Origin of the sequence: Peteryoungia ipomoeae (genome assembly GCF_004912165.1) — a bacterium.
Classification (GTDB): Bacteria; Pseudomonadota; Alphaproteobacteria; order Rhizobiales; family Rhizobiaceae; genus Allorhizobium; species Allorhizobium ipomoeae.
The window spans coordinates 906,880-928,210 of sequence record NZ_STGV01000001.1 but is presented as its reverse complement, the minus strand read 5'-3'; the positions used below and the strand labels follow the sequence as shown (position 1 = coordinate 928,210).

The window sequence follows — 21,331 nt, the reverse complement described above, 5'->3', positions numbered from 1 at the left end:
GCGCTCAAGGATCTGTAAGAAACTGGCTTATCCTTCGACAGGCCGTGATCCGCACCAGTCGAGTTTGCGGCCTTCCCATTTGTGCGCAAGCCCGCGTCGCACCAAAATCTGACCGATTGACTGGTCCCCGCGCATGGCAACGCGCAGCTTGCGGTCGTAGCGATCGACGTCCCGCTTTTCGGCCTTGATAAGCCGCACGCCGCCTGCATTGAACTCCTTCAAAAGCGCGCTCTGCGCAGACTTGCCGAGCCGGCGTTCCTCTTCGCAAGCCGGTTGGCTGACTTCGGGCGTGTTGATGTCGGAGATCCGGTATTTCTCGCCCCGATACCAGAAGGTGTCGCCATCCACGATGCAGTTGATCCGCTTCTTGGCTCCGCAAATTGTGAACGTGCCGCTTATGGCAAGACCTTTTGCGTTTTGGCTGGCCGCATGGCTTGTCGTGCCGGTTGTCATCAGGGCAAGCAAAGCGAAGGCAAACATCCGCTGAACCGAGCTTAGCATTGTGCGGCGGCGGGCAGACTGCAGCACTGACGCCGTTTTGCCGGAGGCTAGGTGCATGCTTTCACGCGGTTTTCCGGGTTGCCCGAGGGCGTGTGCACTATCTATCATTATCATTCCTGTCTTGCGCCGTGACCAAACCACACCGGGTTTGAGCGGCAGTTAACCGCCCCCAGATTTCTACTGATTCTGAGTCAGGGTCAGGGCAAGGACGAGGCGAGGGCAGGGCAAGTTGCAGGAGGACGGGGCGTACCGTTTGGCGGGGTGCCGATAGTGACAGCGCCGGCCCCATGCCTTAAATCTGATGGAAAATGATCGAAGTTTTCGCCGCTTCCTGGCGGAAAGGCCGATAGCAAAACGACCCGAGGTGACACCCATGCCAGCCTATCGTTCCAGAACCACCACCCATGGCCGCAACATGGCCGGCGCTCGCGGCCTGTGGCGCGCCACCGGCATGAAGGATGGCGATTTCGGCAAGCCGATCATCGCGGTGGTCAACTCCTTCACCCAGTTCGTGCCCGGCCATGTCCACCTGAAGGATCTCGGCCAGCTCGTCGCCCGCGAAATCGAAGCAGCAGGCGGCGTGGCGAAGGAGTTCAACACGATCGCCGTCGATGACGGCATCGCCATGGGCCATGACGGCATGCTCTATTCGCTGCCGTCGCGCGAGATCATCTCCGACTCGGTCGAATACATGGTCAACGCCCACTGCGCCGACGCCATGGTCTGCATCTCGAACTGCGACAAGATCACGCCCGGCATGCTCTCGGCTGCCATGCGCCTCAACATCCCCGCCGTCTTCGTCTCCGGCGGCCCGATGGAAGCCGGCAAGGCGTTGCTGCAGGGCCGCAAGGTGGCGCTTGACCTCGTCGACGCCATGGTCGCTGCCGCCGACGACAAGATCTCCGATGCCGATGTCGACGAAATCGAAAAGAATGCCTGTCCGACCTGTGGCTCGTGCTCGGGCATGTTCACCGCCAACTCGATGAACTGCCTGACGGAAGCGCTTGGCCTTTCGCTGCCCGGCAACGGCTCGACGCTCGCAACCCATGCGGATCGCAAGCGCCTCTTCGTCGAGGCCGGCCACCTGATCGTCGACATCACCCGCCGTTACTACGAGCAGGACGACGAGAGCGTCCTGCCGCGCAATGTTGCCTCGAAGGCTGCCTTCGAGAATGCCATGGCGCTCGATATCGCCATGGGCGGCTCGACCAACACGGTTCTGCACATCCTCGCCGCCGCCCACGAAGGCGGGATCGATTTCACCATGGACGATATCGACCGCCTGTCGCGCAAGGTGCCGTGCCTCTCCAAGGTCGCGCCCGCCAAGCAGGACGTGCATATGGAAGATGTCCACCGCGCCGGCGGCATCATGCGCATCCTCGGCGAGCTCGACCGTGGCGGCCTGATCAACCGTGATTGCCCGACGGTGCATGCCGAAACCATCGGCCACGCCATCGACCGCTGGGACATCACCCGCACCAATTCCGAAACGGTCCGCGATTTCTTCAAGGCAGCCCCCGGTGGCGTTCGCACCACCCAGGCCTTCTCGCAGGCCTCGCGCTGGGACGAACTCGACACCGACGGCGAAACCGGCGTCATCCGCTCCGTCGAACATCCCTTCTCCAAGGATGGCGGTCTTGCCGTCTTGAAGGGCAATATCGCGCTCGACGGCTGCATCGTTAAGACGGCCGGCGTCGACGAGTCGATTCTGAAGTTCAAGGGTCCGGCCCGCGTCTTCGAAAGCCAGGACGCCGCCGTCAAGGCGATCCTGTCGAACCATATCGTCGCCGGTGACGTCGTCGTTATCCGCTATGAAGGCCCGAAGGGTGGTCCGGGCATGCAGGAAATGCTCTATCCGACGAGCTACCTGAAGTCGAAGGGCCTCGGCAAGGCCTGCGCGCTGGTCACCGACGGCCGCTTCTCCGGCGGCACCTCCGGCCTCTCCATCGGCCACGCCTCGCCGGAAGCCGCCCAGGGCGGCGCGATCGGCCTGGTGCGCGAAGGCGACCTGATCGACATCGACATTCCGAACCGCACGATCAATCTCGTCGTCGATCCCGCCGAACTGGAACGCCGCCGCGCTGAGCAGGATAAGCTGGGCTGGCAGCCTGCCGAAAAGCGCAAGCGTAACGTTACCACGGCGCTGAAGGCCTATGCCGCCTTCGCATCGTCAGCCGATAAGGGCGCCGTGCGTCAGCTGCCGGAATAAGCACACAATGACAGGAGGCGGCTTGCCGCCTCCTGCTTCTCCGCAAGGTTCTCGACTGCAGAGTTTTGAGGATTGCCAATCAATCCCCTGATCCGCCCGCCGTGCTGGAACTTCCCACCTTCAGGAGCTGCGATGACCGTCCCCTTCAGCCTTGTCGGTATCGATCACGTGGTTTTCCTCGTCGATGATATGCCGAAAGCCCTGCGCTTCTATCACGAGGTCCTGGGCTGCCGTCCGGGTTACAGCTATCCGGCCCTCGGCATGGAGCAGGTCTGGTGTGGCGCGGCGCTTCTGGTCTTGTGGGACGTCACCCATCCCGGTGGGAACAAGGCAAGGCCTCCGGTCTCCGGCGGCCGCAATGTCGATCACATCTGCATCGCGACCGGCCCCTTCGAACACGACGCCCTCCGGGCCCATCTTGCCCGCCACGGCGTCGCCATCGAAAGGGAAGCCCTGCACGGCGGTGCTCGCGGCATGGGCCATTCCTTCTATGTCCGCGATCCCTTTGGCAACACGATCGAGATCAAGGGACCGGCCGAATATCCTGACGGTCGCGGTTAGGCAGCGCTTACCGCTTGCGCCGAAACCATTCCTGTTTCTGGCTGTGCCGCAGCCGTGTCAGATCGAAGTCCGCGATCAAAAGGCATGGCTCCTCGGAAGCGGTCGCAACCACGCGGCCCAGTTCATCCACCGCGCAGGAATGTCCGTCGTCTTTAGGTGACGGGTAATTGGCAACGGCAAGGCAGGTCACGGTCTGATAGGCCGTTGCGCGGGTGCCAGCCAGCCTCACGTCTTCGACCTCGGGATCGCAAACAAGCCTGCAGCTGTTTGGCACGAGGATCACCTCGGCGCCAGCACGCATAAGGTCGGTTGCAACCTGGGGAAACTCTCTGTCCATGCAGATCATCAACCCGATAGCAACCGATCCTGCGGCGGTCTCCAGAATGGCCACCTCGGATCTGTCTCCCGCCGCACAGGCATCCTCCGGATTGTCGAAGAAGCAGATATGCCGCTTGCGTTGATGGAGAACGATATCGCCCTTGCGATCAATGAGAATGGCGGCGTTGAAGGGCTTTTCTGTACCCGTTTCCAATAGGGTCGCAACGATCGCAATGCCGTGTTTGATCGCGGCTTCGCGGAAACGCTCGACAAAGGCCCCGTCAAGCGGTTCTGCTGCAGCGATCCAGGCGGCCTTACCGTGGTCCCCGTCTTCGTAGCGGGAATAGCCGTTTGAAAACATTTCTGGAAAGACCAGCACGTCCGCGCCGCCTGCCGCTGACTGCGCCGCGAGTGCTGCTATGTCGGCATCCGGCATAACCTGCGCGAGTGCGACCCTTATACTGTCTCCCATCATGCAACGCCCTCCCAAGGCTCTCGTAACGTGAGTTTGGTAACGCCGCGAAATCCGTGAGGCAAGCATCGTCACCTTTGCTTGAGGTGAGGCCTGACACCCAAAATGTCGTTGCTGGTCGCGGCGATGGCCGCCGCAAGCCCTGCTGAAAGGGCATCTTCTCTTTCGTGGAAAGCATGGGCGCGGTTGATTCCCGCCTGGATCCGGGCAGCGGCAATCGGGGGGAGGAGCATGGCCCAGAAGACCGCCCAACCGGCGCTGACCCGACGCCTGTCGCCGCGCTCCTTCGCGCGGTCGCTGAGCAGGTCGGCAAGCATCATCATCAGGATCGGCAGGCCAAGCGGAACGCAGGTGCCGATGATGGCAGCCGCCAGCGGATGGATCAGCCGACGGGCCGGCTGCATGCCGGCAAGCTCGCCGTGGACGCGGTAGAGCCAGTGGGCCAGCGCAAAAAGCCCGAGCAGGAAGGAGAGGATGGCGGCGGCGGCAAGGGCCTCAACCGGATTGTCACGAAACGGCAGCACGATGAGCCGGCCAAGCGATGCGACAAGGACTGTCGCGGGCAGGAGGAGCGAAAAGAACACCAAAAGCACAGAGCGGCGGCGCGGCATCATCTGCCTTGGTCGGCGATACGGGACGGTGCCGAAAATGAGGCGTCCGCCGGTCAGAAGCAGGAGGAAGGCAAGCGACAGGCAGGCGACAAGGACCCAGGCCGGAAAATCCGGTGTCGGGACCCATTGGATGCCGAGGCTGACCACAGTCGGCGCAAGGCGCGCCGCGATGATGCTGGCGACGATGAGCGAGAAGGCGGCCGCGAAATCCCTGATCGGACTTTTCCCGTCATGAACAAGCACGGCGAACTGGATGAGAAGCCCCGTCTGCGCGGCAGATTGCGCAATGGCAAGCGGGACGAGCGTGACGATGGCAGGAACGGTCGGCGGCAGCGCGACACGGCAAATGGCCGCAACAAGGCTCAGGCCCACGAGCACCAGAGCGCCGCGACCGGCAAGCCGTCCGGCTGTCACCATCGCAAATGCGGCGCCTGGCAATATCCCGAGATAGCTTGCCGCATAATGGACGCCGACAAGCGAGACATCGCCTTGCTGCATCATCACAAGCGTCGGCAGGGTGACCGCAAAGGATTGGAAACCCGCATGCACCAGAACCGTACTGATCAGCAAAGACCAGAAGCGATAGCTCATGAGTATATCGGCAAGTAACCACCGTGTCGGCGGTTGCTGGCTCTTGGCGAGACTGGTCATCGGGCCCCCGTAGTCAGACTGTGATAGGTCCGAATTCCGCCTCACTATGTCTTTTCTTCGGTGTCAGGGCTCGAGGTCGCCAGCTTCATGTCGGGTCTGTGACATAAGCCAAGTTTATCCGTGACGGAAATACCGTATCAGTCTCATCTCTAATAAGGGCGAAGACATTTAGGTAAAATAAGAAATGCCGAAATGCCTAAGTCGAAGGGCTGATTCTGCTCGATGATCAGGGCAATTCCTGCTCCCGTTGCACGTCGCCCACGGCCTTTTTCAATTCCTGTATACGGCCTGCATAGGCGGTCGAAATACAGTCCGTATTCCCCTCGCAGGCCTTGCGCTCGGCAAGCCAGCTGATCTGCCTTTCTTCCATTGCCGTGCGACTGCCCATGGGCAGAAGTTCGCGCAAAAGCTCAAATGTGGTTACCATGCGCACATCCATATCATTGAGCGCCGGTGTTTCGCAGATCGCCTTCTCATCGGCGGCCAGATCCGCTTTCGAGCAGTCGAAGCTTGCAGCACCGGCAGGCGTCGGCAGCAGGGTAAGCCCGATAAGCGCGGAAAGGGTGAGCGCATTGGCGGGCGCAGAAAGGGCGTGTCGCAGTCGTTCGAACATGGGTCACCTCGTGATTTGCCTGATGCAACGGTCGATCCCCCGCGATCGTTCCGCCGGTCTTGATCATCGCGCGATGTCACGTTCGGGTGAAAAGCTTCAAGAGCGGCTTTTCATCCCCGCTCAGATCCCTATCTCCTGCGCCATGAAACGACGCAGCTTCCTCAGAGCCGCCGGCGCCATGGCCGGATTGCCCTTCGCCCCATCGCTGGTCTTTGCGCAGGAGGCCGGTGCCGCCGCGCCGGTAGCGGCAAACGCCGATATCCCGGTCCTCTCCGATGCCGCCCGCCTGCAGGTGGCGCGACTGCTTGAAGAGGCGAGAGCGCTCGACACGCTGGAAACCGTTATCGTGTCTCAAGCCGGCAAGACCGTTGCCGAACGTGCCTATGGCGATCACTCGCTGACCGGCTCGACCAACATCAAATCAGCCTCGAAATCGATCCTCTCGGCCCTCACGGGGATCGCCATCGACAAGGGGTTGCTGACAGGCGTCGACCAGCGCATCGAGACCGTGTTGCGCTCCGAGTTTCCGAGCAATCCCGATCCGCGCCTGTCCAAGGTTACCATCGGTCATCTTCTGTCGATGCAGGCGGGCCTTGATCGTATGTCCGGGGGCAATTACGGGCGATGGGTGTCGAGCCGAAACTGGGTGCGCTTTGCCCTTGCCGCCGATTTCGTTGATGAACCTGGCGGTGGGATGCTCTACTCGACCGCATCGACGCATCTCCTGTCGGTCATCCTCACCAAGGTCGGAGGCAAGCCGACCTTGAACCTGGCACGGGAATGGCTCGGCCCGCTTGACGGCTTCCGCATCGGTTCATGGGACCGCGACCCGCAGGGCTATTATCTCGGCGGCAACCAGATGGCCATGACGCCGGGTTCGCTGCATGCCTTTGGCGAACTTTACCGTCGCGGCGGCGTGACCGCGGACGGCACGCGGCTGATTTCGGAAAACTGGATTCGCGAAAGCTGGGTTCGCCGCACCAATTCCGTCTTCAACGGGGATGGATACGGCTATGGCTGGTTCCTGAAAGACCTCGGTGGCGCGGCCGTCAAATATGCCTGGGGCTATGGCGGCCAGATGCTTTATATCGCGCCCTCGCTCGGTCTCACCGTCACCATGACGTCGAATGCCAGTGCGCCCTCGGCCCGCACGGGCTACCGCGACGATCTGCATCGCCTGATGGCCGAAATTGTCTTGGTCGCTGGTACTTGAGGAGCGGCTCGTTTATTCCCATGTCCTGTCGGTTCTCCTTGGTTCTGCCTATTTGCCGACGCAGGGACCGGGTCCAAACCATTGCCGATAGTCCGAGAGGGAATTGCATGCCATTTCGCCGCCTAATCCTGCCGCTTTTCGCTGCCGCCACCCTGCTGGTGCCACTTGAGTCCATGTCCGCCCTGGCGCAGGACAAGACCGTCCCGCAAAGCCAGGTCGAGATGCAGCTGTCCTTTGCGCCGCTGGTCCGCCAAGCGCGGGGCGCGGTCGTCAATGTCTATGCCGAGCGCGTTGTCCAGCGCCGCGTCAATCCCTTTGCCGGTGATCCCTTCTTCGAGCGTTTCTTCGGCCAGCGCATGCCGAACCGCACCGAAAAGCAGTCCTCGCTCGGCTCCGGCGTGATCGTCGAGGCAGACGGCGTGGTCGTCACCAACAACCACGTCATCGATGGCGCCGACGACATCAAGGTGGCGCTGGCCGATGGTCGTGAATTCCCGGTCAAGGTTCTGCTGAAAGACGACCGGCTCGATCTCGCAGTGTTGAAATTCGAGACGAACGAAAAGATGCCGACGCTGCCGCTTGCCAATTCGGATGCGACGGAAGTCGGCGATCTCGTCCTTGCCATCGGCAATCCCTTCGGCGTCGGCCAGACGGTGACCTCGGGCATTGTCTCGGCGCTCGCCCGCAATCAGGTGACGGAAGGTGATTTCGGCTTCTTCATCCAGACCGATGCCGCCATCAACCCCGGCAATTCCGGCGGCGCGCTCGTCGACATGAAGGGCCAGCTGATCGGCATCAACACGGCGATCTTCTCCAAGGGCGGCGGCTCGAACGGCGTCGGCTTTGCCATCCCCGCCAATCTCGTGCGCGTCTTCCTCGATGCTGCCGATCGGGGGGAAGCGACTTTCGAGCGGCCCTATATCGGTGCAAGCTTCGAGCCTGTGACCTCCGACGTTGCCGAGGCGCTTGGTCTCAAAACCGTGCGCGGGGCGCTCGTTGTGCGCATTGCCGAAGACGGCCCGGCGGCGAAAGCCGGGTTGAAGGCAGGGCAGGTGGTGACCGCCGTCAATGGCATTCCGGTCGAGCACCCCGATGCGCTCGGTTACCGTCTGACCACCACCGGTCTTGGCAACACGGCCCAGCTGACCGTTGCGGAAAACGGCACGGAGCAGACGCTGGAACTGGCGCTTGCGGTCGCCCCGGAAACGACGCCGCGGGATGTTCAGCTGATCGAGGGGCGCAGCCCCTTTGCCGGCATGCGCGTCGCCAACCTCTCGCCGCGCCTGGCCTATGAACTGCGCATGCCGACCGAAGCGACCGGCGTCGTCGTCTCCGAGGTGGTGCGCGGCTCGCCGTCTGCCCGCCTCGGCTTTGCGCCGAAGGATATCGTCGTTTCCGTCAACGGCGTCGATATCAAGGCCGTCGACGATCTGGTGACGCTTGCCGAAAGCGATCCGGGCTTCTGGCGCGTCGAGGTCGAGCGCGACGGACAGCGCATCCGGCAGATCTTCCGATGAGCGATCTGTTCGCGCCGCAGGTTCCGAAGGAGGTTGCCGAGCGCCGCCCGCTCGCCGACCGCCTGCGGCCGAAAAATCTTGCCGAGGTCACCGGTCAGGAGCACTTGACCGGCGAGGATGGCGTGCTGGCCCGGATGATTGCCGCAGGCTCCCTCGGCTCGATGATCTTCTGGGGCCCGCCCGGCACAGGCAAGACCACCGTCGCCCGGCTTCTGTCGGGCGAGGCGGGACTGGCCTTCGAGCAGATCTCGGCGATCTTCTCTGGCGTCGCCGATCTGAAAAAGGTCTTCGAGGCCGCTCGGCTCCGCCGCATGGACGGCCGCCAGACGCTGCTTTTTGTCGACGAGATCCACCGCTTCAACCGCGCCCAGCAGGACAGTTTTCTGCCGGTCATGGAGGATGGCACCGTCATTCTTGTTGGTGCCACGACGGAAAATCCGAGCTTCGAACTCAATGCCGCGCTTCTCTCCCGCGCCCGGGTGCTGACCTTCAAGAGCCATGATGCCGAAAGTATCGAAACGCTGCTCAAACGCGCCGAGGACGCGGAAGGGAAGCCGCTGCCGCTCGACGCAGATGCGCGGGCAACCCTGATCCGCATGGCCGATGGCGACGGCCGCGCCTCGCTGACGCTGGCCGAAGAGATCTGGCGGGCAGCAAGGGCAGGGGAGGTGTTCGACACCGAGGGCCTGGGCCGCATCGTTCAGCGCCGCGCGCCTGTCTACGACAAGGGGCAGGACGGCCACTACAATCTGATCTCCGCGCTGCACAAGGCCGTGCGCGGCTCCGATCCGGATGCTGCCCTCTATTATCTCTGCCGCATGTTCGATGCCGGCGAGGATCCGCTCTATCTCGGCCGGCGGCTGGTGCGCATGGCGGTCGAGGATATCGGGCTTGCCGATCCGCAGGCGCTGGTGATCTGCAATGCCGCCAAGGACGCCTATGATTATCTCGGCTCGCCTGAGGGGGAACTGGCGCTGGCCGAGGCTTGCGTCTATCTCGCCACCGCACCGAAATCCAACGGCGTCTATGTCGCCTACAAGGCGGCGATGCGGGCCGCCAAGGAGCATGGCTCGCTTTTGCCGCCGAAGCATATCCTCAACGCCCCGACCAAGCTGATGAAGGCGGAAGGTTATAACGAGGGCTATCGTTACGATCACGATGAGCCGGATGCCTTTTCAGGCCAGAACTATTTTCCCGAAAAGGTGGGGCGTCAGCAGTTTTACGATCCGCCGGAACGCGGGTTCGAGCGGGAGATCAAGAAACGGCTCGACTGGTGGACGAAGCTCCGGCGCGAGCGCGGCGAGGGCTGACATTTCGTCGCGCGGGTTCGACTGCGGCTCAGGAGGCCTTCTGGCGCGGCTGCGTGGCCGGAGCCGCGATCATCTTCACCTTGGATTCGGCCAATCCGTGATGGCCCTCCATGTCGACGATCAGATGCCAGTGGCCGCTCTCGGGAATGACGATCTTGAGCGGCGATTTCTTCGCCACGCCGCCTAAAAACTTGTAATCCAGCGTCTCCTTGAAGCGCTGGAAATTCGTCGGCGTCATCAGCCGGACATTGTTGACCGCAGAGAGGCTCACCTCGATGATGGTGCCCGCCCGCTGCTCTTTCAGGTCGTAATGGGTGAAGCGGAAGGTCGGTTTGGACATTCTGCCTGGGTCTCCAGTGTGATTTTTCACTGAGTATTTTAGGGTAGGCCGGTTAAGGAAGCGTGTGGCGGAAACGCGCCCGACGCCCGGCCAACCGGGTATTTTTGGCACGCAGCGTTCACCGGACGGCAAGGCTTGGGCGCGGGGCGCGGCGGTTGTTCCTCTCCCCCTTGTGGGAGAGGTTACGAAACCGAGGGCTTGAGGGCGATCAGAGCTAAGCCTCCGATTTTGTTGGTGAGGGGATCGGTGATGCTGGTGCCAACTGAACGGACCCCCTCACTGGCGATTTCTGATGTTTAGGCGGCTTACGCTCGCCTAATTCATCGAAATCGCTTTCTCCCCCACCAAGGGGGAGAAGGGCTCCGCACTTGCGGCCCGCCCTCTCATCCCTGGAACTGAACTGTCAAAAAACCCAGGCTTCGCCGCCGGTCGGGATCTCTCCCTCCGGGTGTGCCTGAAACTTGTCTCGGACGGGGCGCCAGAAGCAGCCTGTCTAAGTAGTTTTATGTGGCTCCTTCCGGCGCCCCGTTCGGCGTTTTGTCCCGCTTGCATGCGTCTCTCTGGCAAGGCGGCGACGGTCTTTGGGTTGTCCCAAAGATTGACCGGGCGCGGGTCCGGCTTGGCATCATCTTGCGATGACGCTGTCAGCCTGGCCGGTGGCCCGGGAGGTTCCCGCCGGATGGTGCACCATTCCGACCGGGACCCTCGCCCGGGGGATGGGGGCTTTCACCATTGCTGGCTTCAGCCACCATCCCCGCCGTTTGTTTCGCCCCGCCGTCTGGAGTGTTCGCGACAGCGCGGGCGCCTTGTCTGTGTGCCTCTGAGGCACGCCCTTCCGATCAGGGTATCCAGGTTTTGGAGACATCCGACCCCATCACCCTCGTCCAGCCCTTCGTCAGGAGGGAGACCGTTGCAAGCAGGCCGGGGTTTTCTGCCTGCGACAGCACATCGCCCCGGCACCGATCCCGCCTCGCCTGACATCGCATCGTCAGGTGTATCCGAGGGCGGGACAGCGACGAGTATGGGGCAGTTGCGGAATACGGGGATGATTGAAAAGGTGGGGTGTTGATTTCGTTGGGGGAATTGAGCGGGGCGTCCCCGGTTTTTGGGTGCGGCACGTTGGCGTTGCCGGTTGACCTCGGAGGCCTTGCGTTTGGATCCTCGGGTCAAGCCCGAGGATGACGGAGTGTAGGGGCCCGTCTGTATCCTCCTCTACCATTTCGATGGCATGCGGCCTGAGGAGAATACCGACGGCGCCCCAATCGCCGTCATCCTCGGGCTTGACCCGAGGATCCAAAGCCAAGCACACTGCACGCATGGCGGGATTTGTCTACATCGTCACCAACCACAAGCGCGGCACGCTGTACATCGGCGTGACGTCCGATCTGTCGCAGCGCATTTACGAACATCGCGAGGGGCAGACGCCGGGTTTCGCCTCGAAGTATGGCTGCCGGCAACTGGTCTGGTACGAGGATCATGATCGGATCGGCACGGCGATCCAGCGGGAGAAGTCGCTGAAGCGCTGGTACCGGCAGTGGAAGATTGAGTTGATCGAGGGGTTCAATCCCGATTGGCGGGATTTGTATTGCGAGTTGATGTGAGGGGCCGGTCGCTGCCGTCGAAGGCCTTGCGTTTGGATCCTCGGGTCATCCTCGGGTTTAACCCGAGGACGAGGATGACGACTTTTGGGGGCAGGAGGGGGTTCTCCGCAGGCCTTGTGCGATGAAGACGTTAGGGAAGGATACCCAGCAGCCCCCCAATGCTCCGTGATGGCTGTTCGGATTTGGCATTACGAGTTGATGGTAGGGTTCCGGTGGCACTTGTGCCAGTCGCTGCCGCTGAAGTGCTTGTGCTTGGATCCTCGGGTCAAGCCCGAGGATGACGACCTTCTGGGCTGGGTAAGGGTATTCTCCTCAGGCCTCGTGCGATGAAGACGGTAGAGGAGGATACCCGCAGCCTTCCCACCCTCCGTCATCCTCGGGCTTGACCCGAGGATCCAGTCTCAAGCCCCAGACCTTCGCCGCTCAGCGCAAAACATCAGAAATCGCAAGTGAGGGGGTCCGTTATGTCGTGGCAACGGAACCGATCCCCTCACCAGCAAAATCTGAAGATTAGGCGGCTTGCGCGCGCCTAAGCCTTCGATTTTGCAACCTCTCCCACAAGGGGGGAGGTGGGGCACAAGCGGCAAGCGCGACGCTCACGCTCCCCGTCTTCTATGAACGTCGAAGTTACAGCGTGCCGCTACGGCTCATGTCTATTCCGCTGTGGTGCTGTTAGGCAAACAGGCTCAGTTGATTTCCCGTCGCTGGCTGTGAGGAGCGTTTGGCGATCAGCTCGCTCAGTACGGCCTTAGCGGCGCTCCGATCGTAGTCGGGACCGCCTAAGCGAATGTTATTTAGCCTTTTTAGGATAAATTCAGCTTGCTTTGGCGACATCTTATATCGAATGCAAAGGTCACTTGGTCTAGTGCGAGATGAAACCTGATTTGGGCTAATCAAAAGGACAATCGCGAATGTATCAGCTTGCCATTCTGCACTATGGTAGACTTCCATCCCTTTGATTTGTTTCTTGTATCCATTCAATGAGAAATGTTTCGTTTCATTTCCTCGTTTGTGGTGGAGGAGAACATGGCCGAATTCATGAGCGAGTATTTTTCGCGCGTAGTACAGTCCTCCGCAGGCGTCGTTGTAAACGGTTTCTGCGACAACAATTCCGTTTGAGTCTTCAGTGACGAAAGCTTTACTGCCATTCATTGCAGCGTCTGCTTCAATGAAAAGGTAGAAATCAGGGATGATTTTATTAATTTCCACCTCTAGAAAGCGAATTATATCAAAATCTTCTCGGTCGCCGATGTCGCATAATGAGCGAGTAGCACTGGCGAGCGCCGTTAGAGTGGATGCGGACAGACCGCGCCCAATATAAATATCACGAGGCATGTTATAGCCTCGCGATGGGGTGGCTTGTTGCCTCAGTGTCTTTTGTGATCTTGTCTGCTTCAATCGCAGCTTTGACCTCTGCGGTTGATAAGCCGAGTAGCCCAGTGATTGCACAGATATATCCTTCGGATGGGGAAAACTTTCCGCTCTCCACGTCCGAAACATATGTCGGTGACACTCCGAGTTTTCTAGCCATCTCGGGCCGTGTCATACCGAAAGGAGACCTACCGCGTTTGCACAACTGGCCAAACTCTGAGACTTCGTACACTCTTTGCATCTGCATTTCGTATGTCTCCTTTCGGTTGTTTAACTATCTACATTCAGCTGCACCCGCTGGTCGCCCCACACGTGTCGCACTTCTCACAAGTCCCATTCCGCACCATCGTGAAGTTCTGGCATTCCGAGCACATGTTGCCCGTATAGCCTTGCGCGATGGAGCGCATGCGGCGGGTGGCTTCGAGCTGTTTGGCGTCGGCCTTGGCCTTGGCGGCCTCGTCGGCGGCAGCGTCGGTGAAGACGCTTTCCTCGGCGATCTCCTCGGCGAATTCGACGGCCCGTTCCTCGTAGTCGCGTTTGAAGGACACGACTTCGTGGGTGGAGACGGCGGTGGCGACTTCGAGCTTGCGGGCGGTGGCGCCGGAGGCTGCAAACGCGGTGACGGTGGCGGATGCCTTGGCGGGGGCGGCGGTTGCGGCACCCTTCGGCTCAGCTGTCAGGGCTGCCGGGCCATGGCCGGAGACGAGCACCGGCTTGTAGCCGCGGGTAAGCCCCTTGGAGACCACGTCCGCCTTGCCTTCCTTGACGCCGCGACCAAGGGCGGTCGTGGAGAAGTCGGAGGTGTCGACATGGGCGAGATCGTTGCGACCGAGATAGGAGATCGCAAGCTCGCGGAAGACGTAGTCGAGGATCGACGTCGCATTCTTGATCGCGTCATTGCCGGTGACCATGCCGGCCGGCTCGAACTTGGTGAAGGTGAAGGCGTCGACATATTCCTCGAGCGGCACGCCATACTGCAGGCCGAGCGAGACGGAGATGGCGAAGTTGTTGATGAAGGCGCGAAGGGCAGAGCCTTCCTTGTTCATGTCAAGGAAGATTTCGCCAAGACGGCCGTCGTCATATTCGCCGGTGCGCAGGAAGATGGTGTGACCGCCGATCTTGGCCTTCTGGGTGTAACCCTTGCGGCGGGTCGGCAGCTTTTCCTGCTCGCGCACCACGCGCTCGACGATCCGCTCGACGATGCGCTCGGTGATGGTAACCGCCTGGGCTGCTGCCGGCTGCTGCAGAAGCTCCTCGACGCCGTCCTCGTCACCCTCGTCCTCGATCAGCGAGGCGTTGAGCGGCTGGGAAAGCTTCGAGCCGTCGCGGTAGAGCGCATTGGCCTTGAGCGCCAGCTTCCAGGAGAGCATGTAGGCCGCACCGCAATCTTCGACGGTCGCTTCGTTCGGCATGTTGATCGTCTTGGAGATCGCGCCCGAGATGAACGGCTGGGCTGCCGCCATCATGCGGATATGGCTCTCAACCGAGAGATACCGCTTGCCGATCTTGCCGCACGGATTGGCGCAATCGAAGACCGGCAGATGCTCGGCCTTGAGGAAGGGCGCGCCTTCCAGCGTCATCGCACCGCAGACATGGATGTTCGCAGCCTCGATGTCCTTCTTCGAAAAGCCCATGTGGTCGAGCAGGTTGAAGCTCATATCGGCGAGCTGTTCGTCGGAAACCTTGAGCGTCTCCTTGAGGAAGTCGGCGCCGAGCGTCCACTGGTTGAAGACGAACTTGATGTCGAAGGCCGACTTCAAGGCGCCGTTGACGGCTTCGATCTTCTCGTCGGTAAAGCCCTTGGCCTTGAGCGAGGACGGGTTGATGCCCGGTGCCTGGTTCAGGTTGCCATGGCCAACGGCATAGGCGTCGATCTCGGCGATCTGGCTTTCCGAATAGCCGAGGGTGCGCAGCGCCTCCGGAACGGCAGCGTTGATGATCTTGAAGTAGCCGCCACCGGCGAGCTTCTTGAACTTGACGAGCGCAAAATCGGGCTCGATGCCGGTCGTGTCGCAGTCCATGACGAGACCGATCGTGCCGGTCGGCGCGATGACCGAGACCTGGGCATTGCGGTAGCCGTGCTGTTCGCCAAGCTCCAGCGCCTTGTCCCAGGCAGCCGTCGCATGGTCGATCAGGGCAGGGTCAGTGCAGTCCGCATGGATCAGCGGAACCGGGTTGACCGACAGACCTTCGTAACCGAAGGCGAGACCCTGGGCGGCGCGGCGATGGTTGCGGATGACGCGCAGCATGTTGTCACGGTTCGGCGCAAAGCCCGGGAAGGGGCCGAGTTCCGAGGCCATTTCAGCCGATGTCGCGTAGGAAACACCGGTCATGATGGCGGTCAGCGCACCGGCAATGGCGCGGCCTTCATCTGAATCGTAGGGAATGCCGGACGACATCAAGAGGCCGCCAATGTTTGCATAGCCGAGGCCGAGCGTGCGGTATTCATAGGAGCGCTCAGCGATCTGGCGCGACGGGAACTGCGCCATCATCACGGAGACTTCGAGAACGACGGTCCAGAGGCGGACGGCATGTTCGTAATCGGCGATGTTGATCTTCTTGGTCGATGCGTCCTTGAAACGCAGAAGGTTCAGCGAAGCCAGGTTGCAGGCCGTGTCGTCGAGGAACATGTATTCCGAGCACGGGTTCGACGCGCGGATAGGACCGGCGGCCGGCGAGGTGTGCCAGTCGTTCATCGTCGTGTTGAAGTGCAGACCCGGATCGGCGGACGCCCAGGCGGCATAGGAGATCTTGTCCCAGAGGTCGCGGGCCTTCAGCGTCTTCATCACCTTGCCGTCCTTGCGGGCGGTGAGGTTCCAGTCGCCATCATTCTCGACAGCGCGCAGGAAGTCGTCCTTCAGCGAGACGGAGTTGTTGGAGTTCTGGCCCGAAACCGTCAGATACGCTTCCGAATCCCAGTCGGTGTCATAGGTCTTGAAGTCGAGATCCTTGTAGCCCTGCTGGGCGAACTGGATGACGCGCTTGATGTAGTTTTCCGGAACCTGGTCCTTCTTCGCGGCCTTAATTTCGCGCTTGAGGGCAGGGTTCTCGTTCGGGTCGAAGCAGGCGCCGTTGTCAGCCTCGCAATTGACACAGGCCTTCATGATCGCCTTCAGGTGCTTGGCGACGATCTTCGAGCCGGTAACGAGAGCGGCAACCTTCTGCTCTTCCTTCACCTTCCAGTCGATATAGGCTTCGATATCCGGATGGTCGATGTCAACAACGACCATCTTCGCAGCGCGACGGGTGGTGCCGCCCGACTTGATGGCGCCCGCAGCGCGGTCGCCGATCTTCAGGAACGACATGAGGCCCGACGAGCGACCGCCGCCCGACAGCTTTTCGCCTTCGCCGCGCAGATAGGAGAAGTTGGAGCCGGTGCCGGAGCCATACTTGAACAGGCGTGCCTCGCGGACCCACAGGTCCATGATGCCGCCTTCGTTGACCAGGTCGTCTTCGACGGACTGGATGAAGCAGGCATGCGGCTGCGGATGCTCGTAAGACGACTTGGACTTGACCAGCTTGCCGGTGAAGGGGTCGACATAGAAATGACCCTGGCCGGGGCCATCAATGCCATAGGCCCAGTGCAGGCCGGTGTTGAACCACTGTGGGCTATTCGGAGCGACGCGCTGGGTGGCGAGCATGTAGGCAAGCTCGTCCTTGAAGGCGGCGGCGTCTTCTTCAGAGGTGAAATACTTGCCCTTCCAGCCCCAGTAGGTCCAGGTGCCGGCCAGGCGATCGAAGACCTGGCGGGCATCGGTTTCCGAGCCGTAGCGTTCGTTTTCAGGAAGCGAGGCCATCGCCTTCTCATCGGCAACCGAGCGCCAGAGGAAGGAAGGAACGTCGTTTTCCTCAACCTTCTTCAGGACCTTGGGCACGCCGGCCTTGCGGAAATACTTCTGGGCGAGAATGTCGGCCGCCACCTGGCTGAACTGGGCAGGGACGTCGATGTCGGCAAGACGAAATACGATTGAGCCGTCGGGGTTCTTGATCTCGCTGATGGCCTTGCGGAACTCGATTTCCGCATAGGCGGACTGTCCCGGTTTGGTAAAGCGACGTTCAATGCGCATTTGCCTATTTCCCTCGATCTGGCGCGCCGCATTTGGGCACGCAAAGTTCCGCTCGGCGGCACGGGTCTACGTGCAGCCGTTAACTGGTCGTCCGTCAGGTGATTCATCCGGAGATGTTAACCCTGTATATTGGGGCGATTGTGGCTGCAAGCACTAAATATAGTATCAACAACAGAGTGAGACCAGCCCGCCAACCTCGTCACACGGCCAAAAATCGCAACAAAATCCTGTTGTGGGTGACGTCGTCAGAACGCCATTCCACATCTTGAAACCGTGCCACAATGTTTGATGAAGCCGGGCCTCGTTCATGCCCGGTCCAGTCGCCGCCGCAACAGGGTCCATTAACAACTTGCACCCTGATTCCGTCAAGGGGTGGTTTCGGTTGGAAGGATTAACGCTAGATCTTGTGTCTTGGTGTGTGGAAACAGGGGATAACTCGCGAAGTCCCGGGAATCACTGAATTTTCTCGAACTTGTTCCGTCAAGCCATGTCCTCTTCGAATATTGGAATGTCTTGATGCAGCCGGCATGAACGTGCGGAAATGGCACGAAAAATGGCGGAAAGACGGCGTTTTTCGGGCGCTAGCGATGATGGGTAAATCAGATCGATAAAATTGGGTATGAATTCGACCGGTTCGCGTTTTTTGACGCCACTGGCAGGCTTGCGTGATGCGAGACCGAAAAGGCGTCACCGTTCATGGGCGTGCCTGCGCCCTTCATGACTGCTGATCAACCAATTTGAAACCTGTGATCCTTAGATAGGAAAGGGAAGCGTATGGAATGAGGTCCATGCCTTGGCCAGAAGGCCGCCTGCCAGGATGGCGGGTTGTATGGAGACCTTCTATAATGTCTATCGCCAATCTATCCATTTTGAAGAAAGTCAGCCTGGTTGTCGTGCTGATGGGTGTTGCCGCGGCCGCCATCGCCGCCGTCGGTGCAAGCGGTCTTTCGTCGCTCGGTGCAGCCTTGAAGGATACCGGTGCGCGTGAGGAAGTGGCCCGCGAAGCCATGGATCTGCGCGTCGATATCATCGCGATCTCGCGCATGACCTATCAGTTGGCGCTGGCGCCTGAAAAGGCTGCCGATTTTGCCGCAGAAACCGACAAGCGCGCATCCGAAATGCTGGCTCGCCTGCCCAAGATCGCAACGACTGCGGATGCGACCGAGGCGGAGATCCTGGCGCGGACCAAGACGGCGCTCGACAGCTATTTCACGCAGATCCGCTCCATGGTCGCCGTTGCCGCCACGCCTGCAGGTCAGGACCTCGCGGTGATGAAGGCAGAGCTTGCCAAGGCGCTTGACGCCCAGAAGACGGTCACGGCCGTGGTCAAGGAATATTCGACCCAGTCGGCAACGTCGCTGACGGCATCGCGTGACAATGCGCTTGCAGCCTCCGGCTTCACCATGCTTGTGCAGATCCTTACGGCTGCCATCTGCATTGCCGTCGGTGTTGCCGTCAGCTTCGTCATTGCCCGCAAGGGGATCGTCAATCCGATCCGCAGCCTGACCCAGACCATGACCGGCATGGCTCAAGGGCGCCGTGCATCGTCCATTCCCGGCACCGCACGCGGTGACGAAATAGGCGAGATGGCACGTGCACTCGAAGTCTTCCGCGCCAATGAAGAACAGATGCGCGCCATGGAAGCCCAGGAGGCTGCTCTGACGGCCCAGAGCCGCGACCTGCAGTCCTCGATCAGTGGCATTGTCGCGGCGGCCGCGGCCGGCGACTTCTCGCAGCGCATCACCAAGGCCTATGACGACGCCGATCTTCAGCGCTTTGCAGGATCGGTCAACGAACTCTTGGAGAATGTCGATCGCGGCATCAACGAGGTTCGTCGTGTCATCGCAGCGCTGGCCGATGCCGATCTGACGCATGACATGGAAGGCCACTTCCAGGGGGCGTTTGCCGAGCTGCAGGGCAATGTCAACCAGACCATGGCCGTTCTGCGCCAGACCATGCAGGGCATCCTGATGGCCGCCGGCACCATTTCCGGCAATTCCGGCGAGCTGTCCTCGGCTGCCAATCAGCTTGCCCGTCGCACCGAACAGCAGGCTGCCGCGCTCGAGGAGACCGCAGCCGCTCTCGAAGAAATCACGACGACCGTGAAGACATCGACGGCACGCGCGACGGAAGCCTCGCACATGGTCAACGAGACGAAGAACAGCGCAGGCAAGTCCGGTGACATCGTTCGCAACGCGATCGATGCCATGGGCCGCATCGAGCAGTCTTCGCAGAAGATCAGCCAGATCATCTCGGTGATTGACGAGATTGCCTTCCAGACCAACCTTCTGGCGCTCAATGCCGGTGTTGAAGCCGCACGCGCCGGGGAAGCCGGTCGTGGCTTTGCGGTCGTTGCCCAGGAAGTTCGCGAACTGGCCCAGCGTTCCGCCAACGCCGCCAAGGAGATCAAGACCCTGATCAACACCTCGGCTGAAGAAGTGAAGGGCGGCGTATCGCTGGTTCTGTCGACCGGTGAAGCGCTGAAGGAGATCGAAGACCTCGTCAACCGCGTCAACGATCATGTCGTGACCATCGCGCGTGCCTCGCAGGAACAGTCGGCTGCCCTGGGTGAAATCAACACCTCGGTCAACCACATGGACCAGATGACCCAGCAGAATGCTGCCATGGTGGAAGAAACCACCGCGTCGAGCCAGGTTCTGGCCAACGAAGCCCGCCAGCTGCAGGCCGAGCTTGCCCGCTTCAAGCTGGCAGCGGCGACGCAGGCCAGCGCGTCTTATCGTTCGGCCGCATAAGCCAAACGGTCCAGAGGTTCCGAAACGAGAGGAGGCGCCGCGTGATTGCGGCGCCTTTTCCATGTTGTCTGCCGTACCTTAAGTCGGCAATTGCGCCTTCAGATCGGAGATCTGCGGCATGCGGATACGCCGGTATCGCGCCTCAACGAAATTGTAGAGGCCGAAAGCGCCAAGCCCGAGCGCAACGATGGTGTAGATCACCCCACCAAGGGGCAGCTGCCGCACCCAGGTGAGCGCTTCGGCGGTGCCGCCTGCCTGATCGGGATTAACGGTGAAGGCTGCATAGAGGAAGAAGCCGCCGACAATCGCAAAGACGACGCCGCGCGCAACGAGGCCGTAGATTGAGATCAGCACCGCAGGCGTGTTCCTGCTTGCATCGAGATCGAGGTATTTATCGAACTTGCGACGGATGCCTTTGGCCGCCGTGACAATGCCGCCGATGATGAAACCGACACCGACGATACCGGCAAGGTAACGTCCGAAAGGCTGTTGCATGATCCAGGCGGCGAGGCCCTGTTCGCCTCCAGAGCCAGACTGGCCGCCGGCCTGCAGTGCGAGCGTCAACGCCGATAGGGCCAGACCGGCATAGGTGATTGCGGAGCCGAAAAGCGCTGCCCTGATGAGGTAGCCTTTTGCATCCTCATCCTGCCCATCCGTATTGGCGATCGACTGGGCGAGACGCCAGACGACGAAGCCCGCGAGGCCGAGCCCGATCAGCGCGATCCAGATCTGGCCAAGCGGCTGTTGCAGGAGGGTTGTCAGCGCCGACTGCGAATCGGCTTTCCCGCCCGCCAAGCCGGAAAACAGGGCAAGGGCGGCGATGAGGAGGAAGACGATGCCACGGGCGGCGTAGCCGGCTCTGGCGATCATGTGGAAATTCTGAGGCGATGGCATGGGGCTCTCCGATTACTCGAAGGGCAAACGATGAAAACAGCCTTCGGTTCCCGGTCTCAATGGCCGTGGCGGCCTGGTCTCCGGAACCGCTTTGCAGATCGACCGTTTCTCTGAAGACAGGAGGCGCAGATGACCCCAATTGACGAGACCAATGACGGCGCGACCAAACATGAGACGGGCTATCGCGGACAGGAAATCCCGGGCTCCTGGGTCGGCACGGTCATCTCAGGCTGGTCGCTGCTCTGCGGCGCAGTTGCGCTCAGTGTTATCTTTGGTCTGGCCTGGGTGTTCATAGCCTGACGATACTCCGATAGATACTCAACTCAATG

At 60.9% G+C, this 21,331-nt stretch carries 17 protein-coding genes; 8 read left to right on the top strand and 9 right to left on the bottom strand.

Annotation, left to right across the window (positions count from 1 at the left end; all coding sequences use genetic code 11):
- Nucleotides 1–27: 27 nt before the first annotated feature.
- Entirely contained in the window at nt 28–609 is a 582-nt protein-coding gene (locus FAA97_RS04455; protein WP_206109950.1) for a thermonuclease family protein, read from the bottom strand.
- Nucleotides 610–874: 265 nt separating this feature from the next.
- Between FAA97_RS04455 and ilvD the strand changes: the two genes are divergently transcribed.
- Both ilvD and FAA97_RS04445 read left to right on the top strand, forming a co-directional pair.
- Nucleotides 875–2,710 (top strand): dihydroxy-acid dehydratase, encoded by a 1,836-nt coding sequence (gene ilvD, locus FAA97_RS04450; RefSeq protein ID WP_136597295.1) that lies wholly within the window; start codon nt 875–877, stop codon nt 2,708–2,710.
- A 132-nt stretch (nt 2,711–2,842) separates the two neighbouring features.
- A complete protein-coding gene (locus FAA97_RS04445) occupies nt 2,843–3,271 on the top strand; it encodes a VOC family protein (protein WP_136597294.1) in 429 nt (142 codons plus the stop codon).
- 7 nt (nt 3,272–3,278) lie between these two features.
- On the opposite strand, the gene FAA97_RS04440 is transcribed toward FAA97_RS04445, so the two are convergent.
- The 3 genes from FAA97_RS04440 to FAA97_RS04430 all read right to left on the bottom strand — a co-directional run bounded on the left by FAA97_RS04440 (nt 3,279) and on the right by FAA97_RS04430 (nt 5,936).
- Nucleotides 3,279–4,064: a carbon-nitrogen hydrolase family protein gene (locus FAA97_RS04440; RefSeq protein ID WP_136597293.1), complete on the bottom strand. Its 786-nt coding sequence runs from the start codon at nt 4,062–4,064 to the stop codon at nt 3,279–3,281.
- 68 nt (nt 4,065–4,132) lie between these two features.
- A complete protein-coding gene (locus FAA97_RS04435) occupies nt 4,133–5,323 on the bottom strand; it encodes a hypothetical protein (RefSeq protein ID WP_136597292.1) in 1,191 nt (396 codons plus the stop codon).
- A gap of 226 nt (nt 5,324–5,549) precedes the next feature.
- Nucleotides 5,550–5,936 carry a lysozyme inhibitor LprI family protein gene (locus FAA97_RS04430; protein ID WP_136597291.1) on the bottom strand — a complete coding sequence of 129 codons (387 nt, stop codon included), beginning with the start codon at nt 5,934–5,936 and terminating at the stop codon, nt 5,550–5,552.
- Between the two features lie 142 nt (nt 5,937–6,078).
- On the opposite strand from FAA97_RS04430, the gene FAA97_RS04425 reads away from it, so the two are divergent.
- The 3 genes from FAA97_RS04425 (at nt 6,079) to FAA97_RS04415 (ending at nt 9,976) form a co-directional block, all read left to right on the top strand.
- A complete protein-coding gene (locus FAA97_RS04425) occupies nt 6,079–7,149 on the top strand; it encodes a serine hydrolase domain-containing protein (RefSeq protein WP_136597710.1) in 1,071 nt (356 codons plus the stop codon).
- Between the two features lie 107 nt (nt 7,150–7,256).
- Entirely contained in the window at nt 7,257–8,666 is a 1,410-nt protein-coding gene (locus FAA97_RS04420) for a DegQ family serine endoprotease (protein ID WP_136597290.1), read from the top strand.
- Entirely contained in the window at nt 8,663–9,976 is a 1,314-nt protein-coding gene (locus FAA97_RS04415) for a replication-associated recombination protein A (protein WP_136597289.1), read from the top strand. The genes FAA97_RS04420 and FAA97_RS04415 overlap by 4 nt, the downstream gene beginning before the upstream one ends.
- A 28-nt stretch (nt 9,977–10,004) precedes the next feature.
- Here FAA97_RS04415 and FAA97_RS04410 read toward each other — a convergent pair whose 3' ends face one another.
- Nucleotides 10,005–10,316: a DUF1883 domain-containing protein gene (locus FAA97_RS04410; RefSeq protein ID WP_136597288.1), complete on the bottom strand. Its 312-nt coding sequence runs from the start codon at nt 10,314–10,316 to the stop codon at nt 10,005–10,007.
- A gap of 1,316 nt (nt 10,317–11,632) precedes the next feature.
- Here FAA97_RS04410 and FAA97_RS04405 point away from each other — a divergent pair.
- Nucleotides 11,633–11,917, top strand: coding sequence for a GIY-YIG nuclease family protein (locus tag FAA97_RS04405; RefSeq protein WP_136597287.1), 285 nt, complete (start codon nt 11,633–11,635; stop codon nt 11,915–11,917).
- 672 nt (nt 11,918–12,589) lie between these two features.
- Here FAA97_RS04405 and FAA97_RS04400 read toward each other — a convergent pair.
- The 3 genes from FAA97_RS04400 to FAA97_RS04390 all read right to left on the bottom strand — a co-directional run bounded on the left by FAA97_RS04400 (nt 12,590) and on the right by FAA97_RS04390 (nt 17,355).
- Nucleotides 12,590–13,252: an ImmA/IrrE family metallo-endopeptidase gene (locus FAA97_RS04400; RefSeq protein ID WP_168800915.1), complete on the bottom strand. Its 663-nt coding sequence runs from the start codon at nt 13,250–13,252 to the stop codon at nt 12,590–12,592.
- A gap of 1 nt (nt 13,253) precedes the next feature.
- Nucleotides 13,254–13,463 (bottom strand): helix-turn-helix domain-containing protein, encoded by a 210-nt coding sequence (locus tag FAA97_RS21420; RefSeq protein ID WP_484237558.1) that lies wholly within the window; start codon nt 13,461–13,463, stop codon nt 13,254–13,256.
- A gap of 109 nt (nt 13,464–13,572) precedes the next feature.
- Complete coding sequence (locus FAA97_RS04390) at nt 13,573–17,355, bottom strand: vitamin B12-dependent ribonucleotide reductase (protein WP_136597284.1); 3,783 nt, start codon at nt 17,353–17,355, stop codon at nt 13,573–13,575.
- An 845-nt stretch (nt 17,356–18,200) separates the two neighbouring features.
- Here FAA97_RS04390 and FAA97_RS04385 point away from each other — a divergent pair.
- Entirely contained in the window at nt 18,201–20,108 is a 1,908-nt protein-coding gene (locus tag FAA97_RS04385) for a methyl-accepting chemotaxis protein (protein WP_136597283.1), read from the top strand.
- A 78-nt stretch (nt 20,109–20,186) separates the two neighbouring features.
- On the opposite strand, the gene FAA97_RS04380 is transcribed toward FAA97_RS04385, so the two are convergent.
- Entirely contained in the window at nt 20,187–21,002 is an 816-nt protein-coding gene (locus FAA97_RS04380; protein WP_136597282.1) for a DUF1206 domain-containing protein, read from the bottom strand.
- Between the two features lie 129 nt (nt 21,003–21,131).
- Between FAA97_RS04380 and FAA97_RS21020 the strand changes: the two genes are divergently transcribed.
- A complete protein-coding gene (locus FAA97_RS21020; RefSeq protein ID WP_168800914.1) occupies nt 21,132–21,302 on the top strand; it encodes a hypothetical protein in 171 nt (56 codons plus the stop codon).
- Nucleotides 21,303–21,331: the final 29 nt, after the last annotated feature.

Excerpts from the sequence above, each read along its gene's own strand:
- FAA97_RS04455 (WP_206109950.1), bottom strand. The coding sequence starts at position 609 with ATGATAGATAGTGCACACGCCCTCGGGCAACCCGGAAAACCGCGTGAA.
- ilvD (WP_136597295.1), top strand. The coding sequence starts at position 875 with ATGCCAGCCTATCGTTCCAGAACCACCACCCATGGCCGCAACATGGCC.
- FAA97_RS04445 (WP_136597294.1), top strand. The coding sequence starts at position 2,843 with ATGACCGTCCCCTTCAGCCTTGTCGGTATCGATCACGTGGTTTTCCTC.
- FAA97_RS04440 (WP_136597293.1), bottom strand. The coding sequence starts at position 4,064 with ATGATGGGAGACAGTATAAGGGTCGCACTCGCGCAGGTTATGCCGGAT.
- FAA97_RS04435 (WP_136597292.1), bottom strand. The coding sequence starts at position 5,323 with ATGACCAGTCTCGCCAAGAGCCAGCAACCGCCGACACGGTGGTTACTT.
- FAA97_RS04430 (WP_136597291.1), bottom strand. The coding sequence starts at position 5,936 with ATGTTCGAACGACTGCGACACGCCCTTTCTGCGCCCGCCAATGCGCTC.
- FAA97_RS04425 (WP_136597710.1), top strand. The coding sequence starts at position 6,079 with ATGAAACGACGCAGCTTCCTCAGAGCCGCCGGCGCCATGGCCGGATTG.
- FAA97_RS04420 (WP_136597290.1), top strand. The coding sequence starts at position 7,257 with ATGCCATTTCGCCGCCTAATCCTGCCGCTTTTCGCTGCCGCCACCCTG.
- FAA97_RS04415 (WP_136597289.1), top strand. The coding sequence starts at position 8,663 with ATGAGCGATCTGTTCGCGCCGCAGGTTCCGAAGGAGGTTGCCGAGCGC.
- FAA97_RS04410 (WP_136597288.1), bottom strand. The coding sequence starts at position 10,316 with ATGTCCAAACCGACCTTCCGCTTCACCCATTACGACCTGAAAGAGCAG.
- FAA97_RS04405 (WP_136597287.1), top strand. The coding sequence starts at position 11,633 with ATGGCGGGATTTGTCTACATCGTCACCAACCACAAGCGCGGCACGCTG.
- FAA97_RS04400 (WP_168800915.1), bottom strand. The coding sequence starts at position 13,252 with ATGCCTCGTGATATTTATATTGGGCGCGGTCTGTCCGCATCCACTCTA.
- FAA97_RS21420 (WP_484237558.1), bottom strand. The coding sequence starts at position 13,463 with ATGACACGGCCCGAGATGGCTAGAAAACTCGGAGTGTCACCGACATAT.
- FAA97_RS04390 (WP_136597284.1), bottom strand. The coding sequence starts at position 17,355 with ATGCGCATTGAACGTCGCTTTACCAAACCGGGACAGTCCGCCTATGCG.
- FAA97_RS04385 (WP_136597283.1), top strand. The coding sequence starts at position 18,201 with ATGTCTATCGCCAATCTATCCATTTTGAAGAAAGTCAGCCTGGTTGTC.
- FAA97_RS04380 (WP_136597282.1), bottom strand. The coding sequence starts at position 21,002 with ATGCCATCGCCTCAGAATTTCCACATGATCGCCAGAGCCGGCTACGCC.
- FAA97_RS21020 (WP_168800914.1), top strand. The coding sequence starts at position 21,132 with ATGACCCCAATTGACGAGACCAATGACGGCGCGACCAAACATGAGACG.